18 protein-coding genes are annotated in these 13,549 nt (G+C 40.8%); 1 reads left to right on the top strand and 17 read right to left on the bottom strand.

All coding sequences use genetic code 11. The features are described from left to right. Nucleotides 1–12 precede the first annotated feature (12 nt). The 5 genes from BACCELL_RS03095 to BACCELL_RS03075 form a co-directional block, all read right to left on the bottom strand. A complete protein-coding gene (locus tag BACCELL_RS03095; protein WP_007210074.1) occupies nucleotides 13–561 on the bottom strand; it encodes a DJ-1 family glyoxalase III in 549 nt (182 codons plus the stop codon). A 14-nt stretch (nucleotides 562–575) separates the two neighbouring features. Then, nucleotides 576–1,403 carry a TonB family protein gene (locus BACCELL_RS03090; protein ID WP_007218805.1) on the bottom strand — a complete coding sequence of 276 codons (828 nt, stop codon included), beginning with the start codon at nucleotides 1,401–1,403 and terminating at the stop codon, nucleotides 576–578. Nucleotides 1,404–1,453: 50 nt separating this feature from the next. Beyond that, nucleotides 1,454–1,828: an ExbD/TolR family protein gene (locus BACCELL_RS03085; RefSeq protein WP_007210072.1), complete on the bottom strand. Its 375-nt coding sequence runs from the start codon at nucleotides 1,826–1,828 to the stop codon at nucleotides 1,454–1,456. A gap of 71 nt (nucleotides 1,829–1,899) precedes the next feature. Continuing rightward, on the bottom strand, nucleotides 1,900–2,613 hold the full coding sequence (locus BACCELL_RS03080) for a MotA/TolQ/ExbB proton channel family protein (RefSeq protein WP_007210071.1): 714 nt from the start codon (nucleotides 2,611–2,613) through the stop codon (nucleotides 1,900–1,902). After that, nucleotides 2,613–3,326 carry a pyridoxine 5'-phosphate synthase gene (locus BACCELL_RS03075; protein WP_025725903.1) on the bottom strand — a complete coding sequence of 238 codons (714 nt, stop codon included), beginning with the start codon at nucleotides 3,324–3,326 and terminating at the stop codon, nucleotides 2,613–2,615. Before BACCELL_RS03075 ends, BACCELL_RS03080 begins: the two co-directional genes overlap by 1 nt. A gap of 104 nt (nucleotides 3,327–3,430) precedes the next feature. Between BACCELL_RS03075 and BACCELL_RS03070 the strand changes: the two genes are divergently transcribed. Beyond that, nucleotides 3,431–4,300 carry an NAD kinase gene (locus BACCELL_RS03070; RefSeq protein ID WP_007210069.1) on the top strand — a complete coding sequence of 290 codons (870 nt, stop codon included), beginning with the start codon at nucleotides 3,431–3,433 and terminating at the stop codon, nucleotides 4,298–4,300. Between the two features lie 64 nt (nucleotides 4,301–4,364). Here BACCELL_RS03070 and BACCELL_RS26440 read toward each other — a convergent pair whose 3' ends face one another. From BACCELL_RS26440 to BACCELL_RS03020, 12 genes are all read right to left on the bottom strand, one after another. After that, on the bottom strand, nucleotides 4,365–4,460 hold the full coding sequence (locus BACCELL_RS26440; RefSeq protein ID WP_007218802.1) for a smalltalk protein: 96 nt from the start codon (nucleotides 4,458–4,460) through the stop codon (nucleotides 4,365–4,367). A 47-nt stretch (nucleotides 4,461–4,507) separates the two neighbouring features. Then, the gene (locus tag BACCELL_RS03065; RefSeq protein ID WP_007210068.1) at nucleotides 4,508–5,017 is read right to left on the bottom strand and encodes an HU family DNA-binding protein; all 510 of its coding nucleotides are present in this window, start codon (nucleotides 5,015–5,017) and stop codon (nucleotides 4,508–4,510) included. Nucleotides 5,018–5,261: 244 nt separating this feature from the next. Then, complete coding sequence (locus tag BACCELL_RS26435) at nucleotides 5,262–5,420, bottom strand: AAA family ATPase (protein WP_007210067.1); 159 nt, start codon at nucleotides 5,418–5,420, stop codon at nucleotides 5,262–5,264. A 167-nt stretch (nucleotides 5,421–5,587) separates the two neighbouring features. Continuing rightward, nucleotides 5,588–6,676, bottom strand: coding sequence for a HigA family addiction module antitoxin (locus tag BACCELL_RS03060; RefSeq protein WP_007210065.1), 1,089 nt, complete (start codon nucleotides 6,674–6,676; stop codon nucleotides 5,588–5,590). Beyond that, complete coding sequence (locus tag BACCELL_RS03055; protein WP_044153303.1) at nucleotides 6,660–6,977, bottom strand: hypothetical protein; 318 nt, start codon at nucleotides 6,975–6,977, stop codon at nucleotides 6,660–6,662. Before BACCELL_RS03055 ends, BACCELL_RS03060 begins: the two co-directional genes overlap by 17 nt. Before the next feature lie 284 nt (nucleotides 6,978–7,261). Continuing rightward, complete coding sequence (locus BACCELL_RS03050) at nucleotides 7,262–7,495, bottom strand: hypothetical protein (protein WP_022208978.1); 234 nt, start codon at nucleotides 7,493–7,495, stop codon at nucleotides 7,262–7,264. A gap of 1 nt (nucleotide 7,496) precedes the next feature. After that, on the bottom strand, nucleotides 7,497–8,903 hold the full coding sequence (locus tag BACCELL_RS03045; protein ID WP_007210061.1) for an undecaprenyl-phosphate glucose phosphotransferase: 1,407 nt from the start codon (nucleotides 8,901–8,903) through the stop codon (nucleotides 7,497–7,499). 93 nt (nucleotides 8,904–8,996) lie between these two features. Further along, entirely contained in the window at nucleotides 8,997–9,569 is a 573-nt protein-coding gene (gene rfbC / locus BACCELL_RS03040) for a dTDP-4-dehydrorhamnose 3,5-epimerase (protein WP_007210060.1), read from the bottom strand. Nucleotides 9,570–9,592: 23 nt separating this feature from the next. Then, nucleotides 9,593–10,699, bottom strand: coding sequence for a GDP-L-fucose synthase family protein (locus BACCELL_RS03035; RefSeq protein ID WP_007210059.1), 1,107 nt, complete (start codon nucleotides 10,697–10,699; stop codon nucleotides 9,593–9,595). A gap of 10 nt (nucleotides 10,700–10,709) precedes the next feature. After that, nucleotides 10,710–11,795: a GDP-mannose 4,6-dehydratase gene (gene gmd, locus BACCELL_RS03030; protein WP_007210058.1), complete on the bottom strand. Its 1,086-nt coding sequence runs from the start codon at nucleotides 11,793–11,795 to the stop codon at nucleotides 10,710–10,712. Between the two features lie 31 nt (nucleotides 11,796–11,826). Next, nucleotides 11,827–12,627: a YjbH domain-containing protein gene (locus BACCELL_RS03025; RefSeq protein ID WP_007210057.1), complete on the bottom strand. Its 801-nt coding sequence runs from the start codon at nucleotides 12,625–12,627 to the stop codon at nucleotides 11,827–11,829. A gap of 151 nt (nucleotides 12,628–12,778) precedes the next feature. Continuing rightward, entirely contained in the window at nucleotides 12,779–13,549 is a 771-nt protein-coding gene (locus BACCELL_RS03020) for a glycosyltransferase family 2 protein (protein ID WP_007210056.1), read from the bottom strand.

The following is a 13,549-nucleotide window of genomic DNA, read 5'->3' as shown; positions in this document are numbered from 1 at the left end:
TAAAAATGAAAGTTAGATGACGCACATTGCCTCTTTCAATTCCTGTACCTTCTCTTTTCCGAGCATCATATCTACAACCGTCAGAGCAAATTCCATCGCAGCACCCGGTCCTTTTCCGGTAATGATGTTACCGTCTCTTTCCACCGGAGCACCTGTACATTCAGCACCTTCCAGGTATTGCTCGAAGCCGGGATAGCAAGTTGCCTTGCGGCCTTTCAGCAAGCCAAGCTTACCCAATATCATAGGAGCGGCACAAATGGCAGCAATCGGTTTATTCTTTTCAGCAAAATCCAAGACCAGTTTCCGAAGTTCCGGGCACTTCTCCAAAGTAGCAGCTCCGGGCATTCCACCGGGTAAAAGAACTAAATCTGCGTCATAGAAATCACAGTTCACTACATTCTTATCGCAAAGCACCGGTACATCATGTGCACCTGTTACTATCTCATCGGGAGTCACCGTTATCATTTCCACGTTCAGCCCTGCACGTCTCATTACATCCACAGAGGTGAAAGCTTCCACTTCTTCAAATCCGTCTGCAAAAAAAACATAAACTGTACCCATAATTGTTCTCCTTATTATTTTAGTTTAAAGTAATATGTTATCGTTCCTGTCTGGTTATTCAAACCGCTTACAGCATTGAAACGCGCTTTCTTAGCAGCATCTTCAGCCGCCTTCCGCAAGGCAGAATTAATGGTATTGGTCTTCCGGTCAATACTGGTAGCAATAACATGTCCTGCCGGATTTACAGTAATAGAAACCACCACAATCCCTTCATCCTGCACATTATATGCCGGACGCGGCAAACCACCTTGTCCTATAGAACGTCCGCCGAGGTCAAAAGTTCCATAACCTCCCGTTCCGCTCGACGCACCTTCCGGCGCATTTCCGGTGGGACTTCCCTGGATACCTGTTCCCTCAGTCGTACCTTTGCTTCCCATTTGTGCTCCTTTTCCGAAGGCACCTGCCACCCTCTTACGGGCAGCCTCTTCCGCCTCCCTGCGTTCCCGCTCGGCTTTAGCTTCCGCCAACTTCCGGGCTTCTTCCGCTTTCTCGGCTTCCGTCTTCTCCGGTTTTTCCGGCTTCTTCTTTACTTCTTCCTTTTTAGGTTCCGCTTTAGGCTTGATAACAACGGTTTCTTCATCCTCCTGGGTAAGCATCTCCTGTTCTACCGTCTCCTGCACTTTAGGGGCAACGGTCTCAGGCATCACATCCACTTTCACCAGGGAGGGATCAGCACTTCCAAATGCATTGGGCACTTCACCCAGCATTACCGGCATACCGTCTTCATCCTGCTGCTCCGGCAAAGCGAAGCCAACCAGTATCAACAGGAGAATGAACGCTACATGTACCAGCAGCGCACCTACCATTCCTATATATTTGCCTTTCTTCTTCGGATCCACCATTGCCATTTACTATTTAACCATTTACAATGTACAATTTACCCATCGTACATTTATTTCCCTTCAGGCGGGCGTGTAGCCAGCACCATCTTGAACTTATTCTCATTGGCAATATTCAGCACTTTCACGATTTCCCTGTAAGGCACAGCTTCATCAGCATAAAGCGCCACATACATTTCCGGTTCTTTCGCAGCGCACGATTGCAGGAAAGGAGTCAATTCTTCCAAAGAAATCGCCTGCTCCTTATCATTTCCAAACGCCGCATAAAAATTCAGATCCTTATCTATAATCACTCGCGTCAAGGGCTTAGCCGACGTCTGCTGTTTTCCCTGCGGAAGCAACACCTTGATAGCGTTCGGCGAAACAACCGTAGACGTGATCATAAAAAAGATCAGCAACAGAAAGATGACGTCCGTCATGGATGCCATACTGAAATTGGGCGATATTTTAGCTCTACGTTGTAGCACGCTTTAATTTTTAATTATTAGTTATTAATTGATTATGCGGGTTCATTCAAGAGGTCCATGAATGCCATCGTTTTAGCCTCCATCTTATTCACCACGCCGTCTACCAGAGTCACGAGGTAGTTATAGGCAAACATCGCAATAATACCCACGATCAAACCACCTACCGTAGTGATCATAGCCTCGTAGATACCGCCCGAAAGCAATGTGATATCGATGTTGTTACCCGCATTAGCCATTTCGTAGAAAGCACGCACCATACCGGTCACCGTACCGAGGAAACCAATCATCGGCGCACCTCCGGAGATGGTTGCCATAATCGTCAATCCTTTTTCCAGTTTCGCTACCTCAATGTTTCCCACATTCTCAATCGCAGCCTGCACATCATTCACCGGACGTCCCAAACGGCTGATACCTTTCTCAATCATACGGGCAGCCGGAGTATTTACGCTGCGGCAATAAGCTATGGCGGCTTTTATTTCTCCATCCAGGATATAATCCTTTATCTTATCCATGAACATCGGGTCCTCTTTGCCGGCTTTCCTAATCACATAGTTGCGTTCGAACAAGATGTAGAAACAAAGGATGGACAGCAATCCAAGAACGATCATAATCCAACCACCCTTGACAGCCATGCTCCATAAGTTCATCTCTTCAGGACCAGCTACCGGAGTTAATACCGGATTGGCGCCCGCAATAGAATCGGTCAGCGCCGGAGCCACTTGGGCTAATAACAACATTGCATTCATCAACGAAGACAGTTTTTATATTCCTGAATGGTACGTTCCAATCCCAGATACAGAGCATCGCTTATCAGCGAGTGTCCGATAGAGACTTCATCCATCCATGGAATGTTTTGATATAAATAATTCAGATTCACCAAACTCAGGTCATGTCCGGCATTCAGACCCAGCCCCAGACTACGTGCCACTTTGGCGGCTTCTACAAAAGGCGCAACGGCTGCTTCCTTATTCTGCGGATAAGCGGTCGCATAGGGTTCGGTATAGAGTTCCACCCGGTCGGCACCAGCTTTGGCAGCATACTCTATCATCTCCGCATCCGCCGATACAAATACAGAAGTACGGATGCCTGCATCATTAAAGGTTTCGAGTACTTCGGTCAGAAATTCCAGATTCTGCTTGGTATCCCAGCCTGCATTAGAAGTCAGCTGAGTCGGACTATCCGGAACCAGAGTCACCTGATGCGGTTTCACTTTCAATACCAGATCAATAAATTCGGGGGCAGGATATCCTTCGATATTAAATTCAGTACGAAGCAACGGGCGAAGATCATACACATCCCTTTGGCGTATATGACGTTCATCAGGGCGTGGATGTACGGTAATTCCTTCCGCACCAAAGCTTTCACAATCCAGTGCTACTTTCACCACATTAGGGACATCCCCTCCACGCGCATTACGCAACGTCGCAATCTTGTTTATGTTTACACTTAATCTAGTCATAATTCGGATCATAGTTTGCCGCAAATGTACAAATAATAGCGATACATTGGCAGCGTTCTGAGAAAAAAACGCCATATTTGCATTTCATTAAGAAAGTACAGACGATGAAATTTGCCATATTTGGAAATACTTACCAAGCAAAAAAATCAACACATGCGGAAACTTTATTCCGTTTGTTGGAGCGGCGTAATGCCCAGCTTTGCATTTGCAGGGAGTTCTATAACTTCCTGACTTCCGACCTGCACATGACTATCGCTTCCGCCGAACTCTTTGACGGAGACGATTTTACAGCAGATATGGTCATCAGTATCGGGGGCGATGGTACGTTCCTGAAAGCAGCCAGTCGGGTAGGCAAAAAGAATATTCCCATTCTGGGTATCAATACCGGCCGCCTCGGCTTCCTGGCAGACATTTCTCCGGAAGAGATGGAAGAGACTTTCGATGAGATTTATAATAACCACTATAAGGTGGAAGAACGTAGCGTGTTGCAATTATATTGTGATGACAAAAAATTGATGGAATCGCCTTATGCACTCAATGAAATTGCTGTATTGAAACGTGATAGTTCTTCAATGATCAGCATTCATACTGCTATCAACGGTGCCCATCTCACCACTTATCAGGCTGACGGGTTGGTGGTATCCACCCCTACCGGTTCCACGGCTTATTCACTGAGTGTCGGTGGTCCGGTTATCGTGCCCCATAGCAAAACGATTGCTATCACTCCGGTGGCTCCGCATAGTTTGAATGTCCGCCCTATCGTTATTTGTGATGATTGGGAAATCACTCTTGACGTAGAAAGCCGTAGCCACAGTTTCCTGGTTGCCATCGACGGTCGTAGTGAATCCTGCAAAGAAACAACCCGTCTGCGAATCTCACGGGCTGATTATAGCATTAAGGTAATCAAACGCTTCAACCATGTTTTCTTTGATACGCTTCGCAATAAATTGATGTGGGGAGCGGATGTAAGATAAAAAAGAGCCGCTATCCGAACTTCAACTTCTCGGATAACGGCTTCTCTTCGTCTATCAACTATACTTAAAATGTCATAGCCTGCCCTCCAATCACACCTGCGATGGCAGTAGCAACGGCAATAATCACTTTAAAAATCACCTTCCAATTCGTTTTCTTCATAGCGATTCTTTTGATTTTCATTCTCAACTTTTACTTTTCAGCTCTCCTTATCCGAGTGGATTCTCATCCAGTCCTCCATCGCCCGAGTTATCTCCCGATCCACCGTCCGAGCCGCCTCCCGCAGGAACGTTTGATAGACCTTTCAGATAATCGTCCAAACTGACCAGATCCAACTTTTCACCGGCACGCGTAGCAGTCTTGGTTATCTTCAACTCTTTATTGGCTTGAAAAAATATGCGAACGCTGTCCACGCTCTTGGCAGTCACATCTTCTGCCTTTTCCTCTCCTTTCGACTTAGCAGCCAGCAAAAACACACCCAACCCGGCAATATTCACTGTCTTACCTTCCAACAACTGCTCTTTCAATTTCTCCACAAAGTTCTGCATGGTACTCTTGATATCACCAATAGAGAGTGAAGAACGATCCTGCATCTTCTGCGCAATAAATGCCAAATCTACAGTCTGTCCTAAAGTTATTAACTGCGGAAAATACTTTTTGGGAGAATTCTCAACCCGAGGGTCGGACGGTCTCTCCACCGTTCTAAAAATTACACTCATACTTTTTTCATTTAGAGATTTAAATTCTGTTTTAATTCACTCGTTGTGTTGATCAACGATACAAAGGTGAGGATAAAATCTCAAATGAGAAGAAGAAAAAAGCATGTCAGCGACGGTTTTTCTGAGAAAAGTTATAAACACATATAGAACAACGACTTATACGTTCATTCATTTTCCTATTCCATTCACTAATACATCCGGCGCCAGATACATAACGTAACTTAATTTTTCATCATCAGCAAAATTAATCAACGAAGGATAAGCCTAATGAGAGTGAAAGAACTTCTATCACACGTACCCGTTCCATCAAAGATTCTTCGATATTTTGAAGGATATCCAGACTTGAACTACCGGAACAAAGAATACGCAAATTACCAAATTTATCAGTCAACAGTTTCAACATAGTAGAAATTCCCTATATAAACTGAAATTCATCAAGCAGTAGCAAGCCATTTAATTCTGCATTCAGACAAATTTTCAGAATTCTCTCTTTATAACTACCTCTTGCTATCATAACAGATTCTTTTCCTGTGAAAAATAGTGTTTTTTTGCGCATTGCCCAAAAATCCATTAATAAACTTTTCTATAGCTGTCGGACTTAAATCTATACATTCCCGTTTCTTTAGAAATTCTTCCAAGCACAATCCATTTATTAATATTATTGTCAATCGCCCATTTCGTATAATCACGCTGTATCAAAAACGGATTTATCCTAACCTTGGGAGTTGTATTCCATAATTTATCGGGTATCAGCGCATTTGCAGCATATTGATTTGCTTCCTTTTCTTCCGGAGATTCCTCATACCCTTCTATACTAATTCTTGAATCGTCACCACCGTTTAAGTGCAAGTCAATATGTCCTAATTCATGCAACGCATCAAAAGCTAAATGGTCAATCATATTATACCGCATTGTGAGAACAATAGATGGAATACCATTATCCATAAAAGAAAAGCCGTCAACAGATGCTTTTTCAACTTTCTGAACGATATTGAATTTTATGCCATAATTTGAAAATATCCCCTGTACCCTTTTTACAGTATCCTTGTTTTCATTAAATACAGACTTCAACTCAGAAATCAATTCCTCGGTTTTATTCTTATCATAAGTCCCTTTGACCTCAGTCTTACCCGACTGATATTTTGCAAGTAAAACCCATGTCATAAGCATCCTATCATCCAGTCCTGTTTTTAACGACTTTTTAAACCTACACGCCGCCAATTGTAATTCCGCCGGTTCCGGTAAGTCCAACATAGCTTTTAATTCATTTAGAAAATCCACAAAAGGTCTCTCAAGATTAATCAACAGCCTTTCCGCTATAGTTTTAACATCAAAAGAAAGGTTGTAATCATCTATCATATTTTTTGCTTCTATTGCCTTCAATTCACGCTTTTCTATAGCTTTGGTGTCATAATCATACTGCGTCTGAAGATTCACCCATGAAATAGAAGGTATTCCTAGTACAGCTTCAAATTTATCGGCAATCATCATCGTCACACTTCTTTTCCCTTTAATAATTTCACTAATATGGGAGGGTTGCATATCAACAGACTTTGCGAAGTTCTTTTGAGAAATCCCTCGTTCTATCAATTCATTCTTTAAAATTCGCCCCGGATGAGTTGCCATAAACGGCACTCTCCTTTCATTTTTTTCTTCCATAATGCGTTTCATTTAATTCAATTATGGTTATTCTGATTCCATTTTCATATTCTGCAAATAATAGACGCTCAACCCTTCCATTCATTATTCTAACAGAACTTAGACCTATATGTTTCAGCACTTCATAATGCAAGAAGCTATAGGGTTGCAAATCCTTGACACAACTTACTGCATTCATATAGTTGTACACATCAACCAAGGCTTTCATAAATACCTTATCCTTAGAGAGCTTTTTATATTTACGATTCTTTCCTGTAAAAATAAGTTCCTCTAAGTCTTTATCATCGAAAGATATTTCCATCGGTTTATTCTTAATTTCTAGCACAAAAATACAGAAATAATTCCATGTTTTTGGGAATTATTTCTACTTTATCTTATTTTTAACATTTAATAAATTACCGCTAAGTTAAAGACTTAGAGACTTTTCAAACTTTACTATATACTTCTTATGGACTTAACTATAACCGCACACAACGGGAACTTGAACGGATGCTTACATTTCTATAGTCCATTATTATCAAAACAGCCGGAACCACTCCTTTTATAGAGCAATCCCGGCTGCCGCCTAAAACAAAGTAACCGCTGTTACCTGTCATTTTTCTTCTCTTCAACCTTCTTCTTACGGACCATTGAGGGAGCTCCTAGTTCTTCTCTTTCCAACACTTCCAGCCATCCGCTTTGCTCCAACTCAAACAGAGCAGGATATACCCTTAATTTATCGGCACCGGAGTGCAAAATGATATCATCCACCGAAACTCCATTAGCAAACGTCCCTATATAGTCAATGATACGCTGCGTATCTATTTCTTTATAATTCATATCAATAAGCATTCTTTTCTCCACGGAACATATTCACCACTGTCATCACCATAATACGAAGGTCCAGCAAGAAAGTCCAATTCTCAATGTACCAAAGATCACGTTTCACACGTCCTTCCATCTGAGATACCTTTTTAGTCTCTCCGCGAAAGCCTGTCACTTGTGCCCAGCCCGTAATGCCGGGTTTCACCAAATGACGCATCATATATTTATCCACCAGCTGGGAATATTCTTCTGTATGCTTCAACATATGGGGACGAGGACCTACAAGAGACATTTCCCCTTTAAAGACATTGATAAATTGGGGCATCTCATCCAGATTACTCTTTCTTAAGAAGTTACCGAATTTTGTCTTGCGCGGATCATTCTTCGTAGCCTGAATCTTATCAGAATCCTTGTTCACTTTCATCGAGCGGAACTTATAACACTGAAAGATCTCCCCATTTTCACCGTTACGGTCCTGCTTGAAAAAGATAGGTCCCGGAGAAGTGATTTTAATGATCGTTCCCACAACAATATATAATATCGGAAAGACAGTTATCAGAAACAAAGAAGAACATAGTAAATCAAAACACCTTTTCATCCAACGGTTCATAGGTTTCTGCAAAGGCTCACATCGAATAGACAGCACAGGCACATCCCCCAGTAAAGTCAACTGCAACTGCCGTTTCACATAATTGCGAAGAGAAGGTACACTATAAAAGCGGATCAGATTATTTTCACAATAACGAATAATAGATAAAATATCATCCTTGTACACAGCAGAAAGACCACAATATAATTCCTGAACTTCATTCTCAGAAAGCCATTCCTTCAACCTTTGCATTTCTGCTCGACAGAAAGATTCAGACAATGTGTCTCCCTCTACCCCATCCTTCGCAAAAAAGACTTTCTTTACTCTATACCCATAAGTCACATCACTTAGTACCTGATAAAGTTCGGCCATATTATCACCTCCACCTACCAATACAACCGTGCGTACATTTTTTCCATGTTTGCGAACAAGTTTCACTATATGTCTTAGAGTCAATCTCCAGCCGACGAGTAAAGGCAGGAACAACAGATAAAAAGACAAAAGATAAATACGGGAAAAATTTCCAACTTTTATTAAAGCCAGCGCTGTTAAAAACACTACGATATGCAAAGTCACAGTTCCTAGCAAACGACCTACAATTTGTTCAGGACGAACAATCCGATAATGCAAAATCACTTTAAAAATTGAAATACAAGGCACGTAACACAGATTTGACATTACCAGATAGGTTTTAAATGGAAAAGCAACAGCCGGCACATTTACCATTTTCAATAGAAAATATACTGCCAGCATCGAGAAGTTTAACAGCAGAAAGTCACCAAATATGGCGACGTCGCGGATAGATTCTGCCCGATCAGAAGTCAGCGGTTTCATAGTAAGTACGTTTTTATTAAGAAAGTGAGGATATTATCCTACGTTAGTTTTATACGGTCTTTACGTGTTGCTTAATTGCCTGATGATTATTCATCATTTGTATAAATTTGTATTGTAATCAAAGGGAGAATCATATTCAGCCAACAGAGGATGCTTCAAATCTTTTTCACTCAGAATAACCTTGTTGGTCGGTATTCGCCAATCAATGCCCAAACTTCCATCAATCAGCTGAATACCACCATCCGCCTGAGGAGCATAAAAATTATCACACTTGTACTGGAAAACGGCTATTTCCGTGAGTACAGAAAAGCCATGTGCAAAGCCACGAGGTATAAAAAACTGACGATGATTATCCTCAGATAATTCCACAGCCACATGCTGCCCGTAGGTCGGACTTCCTTTGCGGATATCCACTGCTACATCCAAAACTGCGCCTTTTACACATCGTACCAATTTACTCTGAGTGTAAGGCATCTTCTGAAAATGAAGCCCGCGCATCACACCATAACTGGACATACTCTCATTATCTTGTACAAAGTTTATGGGCATAACTTTCTCATCAAATTCTAGTTGTGAGAATGATTCGAAAAAATAGCCTCTCTCGTCACAAAAAATACGGGGTTCAATAATCACCACACCGTCTATCTCTGTTTTTATTATTTCCATTCTTCTATATTCATTTCAAGAGTTCACCTTTTTTCTGGCATATTCAAACTCTGCAATCCCTCCAGATACCACTGATACAACCGATGAATACCTTCATCAATCTCTACCTTGTGATGCCATCCCAAATTATGTAACTTCGTTACGTCTGTCAATTTCCGTAATGTTCCATCAGGCTTCGAAGTATCCCAGCAAAGCTCTCCCTTGAAACCAATCTCACGTATGACTTTACCGGCAACATCTTTTATACTCAATTCCTTTCCAGTCCCCACATTGATATGGCTATTACGAATGTCCTTCAGTGTGGAAGCATATGTATCTTTAAAATCCACATTCAAAAGCACATATACACTAGCATCCGCCATATCCTCACTCCAAAGAAATTCACGCATAGGAGTACCACTCCCCCAAAGGGTTACAGCATCAGGAGTTATACCAAACTTAGCTAGTCGAACAAGAATATCCTCATCACTATTATCACCATTAATGCCTTCAACTGGTCGAAAGTTGATATCATTACGAACTGCATTCCAGTCACCTTCACTCAAACACTTAGCCAGATAAATCTTACGAATTATAGCAGGAAGCACATGGCTATTTTCCAGATGGAAGTTATCATTCGGTCCATAGAGATTAGTCGGCATGACAGCTATATAGTTTGTACCATACTGAATATTGAAACTCTCGCACATTTTCAATCCGGCAATCTTTGCAATGGCATAAGGTTCATTAGTATATTCTAGTGGAGACGATAATAAACTATCCTCACACATGGGCTGTCGAGTTTCACAAGGATAAATACAAGTAGAACCGAGAAAAAGGAGTTTCTTCACCCCATGGCGGAAACTCTCCCCTATCACATTCTGTTGTATCTGCAAATTCTTATAAATAAAATCTGCACGATATTGCAGATTAGCCATAATTCCACCTACATGAGCAGCAGCCAGCACAACAACATCCGGTCGTTCCTCATCAAAAAAGCGTTTCACGGCTACACTATCTAAAAGGTCCAATTCTTCATGGCTATAGCCTACCAGATTGTCATAGCCACGTTGTTTTAAGTTATTCCAAATGGCCGAACCTACAAGCCCTCGATGCCCGGCCACATATATTTTCACAGTCCTGTCAAGCATTACCAACTTTTTATTCTTTGTCGAGTCGCGCTTTCAGGTGAAGCTTCTTCACAAAGTTCATGTCGTGATTCACCATTATCTGAACCAGCTGTTCAAACGATGTTTTCGTCGGATTCCAACCTAACAAAGTCTTAGCCTTAGTCGGATCACCCAAAAGTTGTTCTACTTCGCAAGGACGAAAATATTTAGGATCGACCTCCACCAGAATCTTACCGGTAGAAACATCAACACCTTTTTCATTAACGCCTGTCCCCTCCCATTTTAATTCTATATCCAAATGCCGGAAGGCTAGGGTTGCAAATTCACGAACTGTATGCATTTCACCTGTAGCAATTACAAAATCCTCTGGTGTATCATGCTGAAGGATAAGCCACATACATTCCACATAATCCTTTGCATACCCCCAGTCGCGCAATGAGTCCAGATTGCCCAAATAAAGCTTATCTTGAAAACCTTGTTTGATACGGGCAGCAGCCAATGTTATCTTACGAGTCACAAAAGTCTCGCCACGACGTTCACTCTCATGATTAAACAAGATGCCGTTCACGGCAAACATATCATAGCTTTCGCGATAGTTCTTAGTTATCCAAAAACCATATTGTTTGGCAACACCGTAAGGACTACGCGGATAAAATGGGGTCGTTTCTTTTTGCGGTACTTCCTGCACTTTACCGAATAACTCCGAAGTAGAAGCTTGATAAATACGACAAGTACGTTCCAAGCCACATATGCGTACGGCTTCCAACAGTCGAAGCGTACCTACTGCATCAGCTTCTGCTGTATATTCCGGTACATCAAAAGACACCTTTACATGGCTCTGCGCAGCAAGATTATAGATTTCTGTCGGATGGACATCGCTAATAATACGTATCAACGAACTACTATCTGTCATATCCCCCCAATGAAGATTTACCAAACGATTTTTTTTCATGTCTCGGACCCATTCATCCAAGTAGAGATGTTCTATTCGGGATGTATTAAATGATGAAGAACGACGAAGAATGCCGTGAACCTCATATCCTTTTTCTATTAGAAACTCGGCCAGATAGGAGCCATCTTGACCGGTAATGCCGGTAATTAATGCTACTTTTCTCATAATAATCAATGATGTTATATAAAACTTTGATTTATTTCAAACAGATTTTAAAATTCAACCCCACAGATGGATGTATACACTTATACAACTCTCCATAAATATTAATGCGGTCTTTCCAAAAAGAGTAACAACCTCCTATATTCACCTGCTTTGAATCATATTCAATCATAAGATTAACTCCATTTAAAATCTTATTCAAGAAAGATATTTCAGGTAGACAAAAACGATAATTAGCACCTAGAGCAGGACCGTTCAAATGATTTATTTCTTTCCTATTATAAACATAGGCAGCATGACCTCCCAAAGTACCATAATCTGCAAACTCTATATGTTTCGTCAATGCAACATAATAACGACAGAAAAAACCATTGTATCGTTGGTCATCGCTGGATGAGCCCCCCTCCCAACTACCCGTAGTCGGGTCATTGGCGCCTATCACAATTTGTGGTGTCCAATCTTTCCACCATCCTTCTTTCCAAACCCTCAACCTCCCATGAAATGAACGATCCTGGTTAACAAACTTCCCATAAGTCTGCTCCGGCCAATGATAGATTCCAGGTTTTCCCTTTACTAAAACACAATTATACCCAACTTCCAACCAAGGAAATATTGTAATATTCAGATAATAATTAAAAGTATAGTAATTTCCCCACCATTCTTTAGAAGGCAATGTTTCAGGATTTAAGACACTGCCACCAAACATAAAAGTCTTATCTTTCTGCATTTCAGCAGTAGGCATATGCAAAAGTCCAGTCGTACCATAAGCAAACTGTCCATACACATCAATTTTGAAAAACAGGATTAGAAATAACAGAAATAAGAACTTTCTCATTTTAGATTATTATATATTTGTCGTATTTTTGCCACAAATAAAATTATATGACACATAAAACATCTTTTTTTGAACGCTTCTTTTTATTCTTTCTTGCGTGGTTAGCATCCGCCTTCTTTTTTATACTACGGATTAACAATAGGGAAAAATATTAATCCCTTCTATTCATAAATTTTGCCTGAATAAATTGTGGTATTTTACTTGCTATTTTTAATCCTAATGCCCAATAAGGATTAAAACCATGAGAACGGTACAACTTAAAATCTTCCCTCCATTTTTGTTTCATTCTTTTGCGATCTGTAGAGAGACCACCCATACGCATACGCACAATATATTCATTCAAATAAGCTACTTTTATATTTGTTTCATACAAATAACGAACTAGAAAATCAGAATCTGCCGCAATCTTAAAACTTTCATCATAGAGTCCCCATTTACCAAAACATTCACGGCGAATGTATACCGTGGGATGCAATGGTAACCATCCCCTTCGCACCTTAGATTTTGTATAGATTCCACTAATCCAATTACGCACAATAAGAGATGTATTATTAAAATCGACAAAAAGACCATTCCCATAAATAAGATCAGCATTGGTCTTTTCATATTCAGCTACTATTTGACTAATTGTATCCTTCGCATAGAAGAAATCATCTGAATGTAGCAAACCGATAATATCGCCAGTTGCAACCCTTATACCTTTATTTATAGCTTCATACATTCCTCTATCAGGCTCGCAAATAATTGTTGCTATACGATCGCTATATTTATTTATAATTGACATTGAGCCATCCTTCGAAGCCCCATCTACAATTATATACTCAATATAAGGATAGTCTTGGCTTAAAACACTTTCAATGGCACTTTGGATAGTAATTTCCCGATTGTAACAGGAGGTGATAATAGATACTTTTAAAGACAT

It is taken from the genome of Bacteroides cellulosilyticus DSM 14838 (assembly GCF_000158035.1).
GTDB lineage: Bacteria > Bacteroidota > Bacteroidia > Bacteroidales > Bacteroidaceae > Bacteroides > Bacteroides cellulosilyticus.
Note: the sequence above shows the minus strand (reverse complement) of the source record. Positions and strands in the feature narration are given on the sequence as shown.

Bases quoted from the DNA above. Each gene is read 5' to 3' on its own strand.
- BACCELL_RS03085 (WP_007210072.1), bottom strand. From the start codon at position 1,828: ATGGCATCCATGACGGACGTCATCTTTCTGTTGCTGATCTTTTTTATG.
- BACCELL_RS03020 (WP_007210056.1), bottom strand. From the start codon at position 13,549: ATGTCTTTAAAAGTATCTATTATCACCTCCTGTTACAATCGGGAAATT.
- BACCELL_RS03055 (WP_044153303.1), bottom strand. From the start codon at position 6,977: ATGGAAATATCTTTCGATGATAAAGACTTAGAGGAACTTATTTTTACA.
- BACCELL_RS03080 (WP_007210071.1), bottom strand. From the start codon at position 2,613: ATGAATGCAATGTTGTTATTAGCCCAAGTGGCTCCGGCGCTGACCGAT.
- BACCELL_RS03065 (WP_007210068.1), bottom strand. From the start codon at position 5,017: ATGAGTGTAATTTTTAGAACGGTGGAGAGACCGTCCGACCCTCGGGTT.
- BACCELL_RS03090 (WP_007218805.1), bottom strand. From the start codon at position 1,403: ATGGTGGATCCGAAGAAGAAAGGCAAATATATAGGAATGGTAGGTGCG.
- BACCELL_RS26435 (WP_007210067.1), bottom strand. From the start codon at position 5,420: ATGTTGAAACTGTTGACTGATAAATTTGGTAATTTGCGTATTCTTTGT.
- BACCELL_RS03095 (WP_007210074.1), bottom strand. From the start codon at position 561: ATGGGTACAGTTTATGTTTTTTTTGCAGACGGATTTGAAGAAGTGGAA.
- BACCELL_RS03045 (WP_007210061.1), bottom strand. From the start codon at position 8,903: ATGAAACCGCTGACTTCTGATCGGGCAGAATCTATCCGCGACGTCGCC.
- rfbC (WP_007210060.1), bottom strand. From the start codon at position 9,569: ATGGAAATAATAAAAACAGAGATAGACGGTGTGGTGATTATTGAACCC.
- BACCELL_RS03035 (WP_007210059.1), bottom strand. From the start codon at position 10,699: ATGCTTGACAGGACTGTGAAAATATATGTGGCCGGGCATCGAGGGCTT.
- BACCELL_RS26440 (WP_007218802.1), bottom strand. From the start codon at position 4,460: ATGAAGAAAACGAATTGGAAGGTGATTTTTAAAGTGATTATTGCCGTT.
- BACCELL_RS03075 (WP_025725903.1), bottom strand. From the start codon at position 3,326: ATGACTAGATTAAGTGTAAACATAAACAAGATTGCGACGTTGCGTAAT.
- BACCELL_RS03050 (WP_022208978.1), bottom strand. From the start codon at position 7,495: ATGAATTATAAAGAAATAGATACGCAGCGTATCATTGACTATATAGGG.
- gmd (WP_007210058.1), bottom strand. From the start codon at position 11,795: ATGAGAAAAGTAGCATTAATTACCGGCATTACCGGTCAAGATGGCTCC.
- BACCELL_RS03060 (WP_007210065.1), bottom strand. From the start codon at position 6,676: ATGGAAGAAAAAAATGAAAGGAGAGTGCCGTTTATGGCAACTCATCCG.
- BACCELL_RS03070 (WP_007210069.1), top strand. From the start codon at position 3,431: ATGAAATTTGCCATATTTGGAAATACTTACCAAGCAAAAAAATCAACA.
- BACCELL_RS03025 (WP_007210057.1), bottom strand. From the start codon at position 12,627: ATGAGAAAGTTCTTATTTCTGTTATTTCTAATCCTGTTTTTCAAAATT.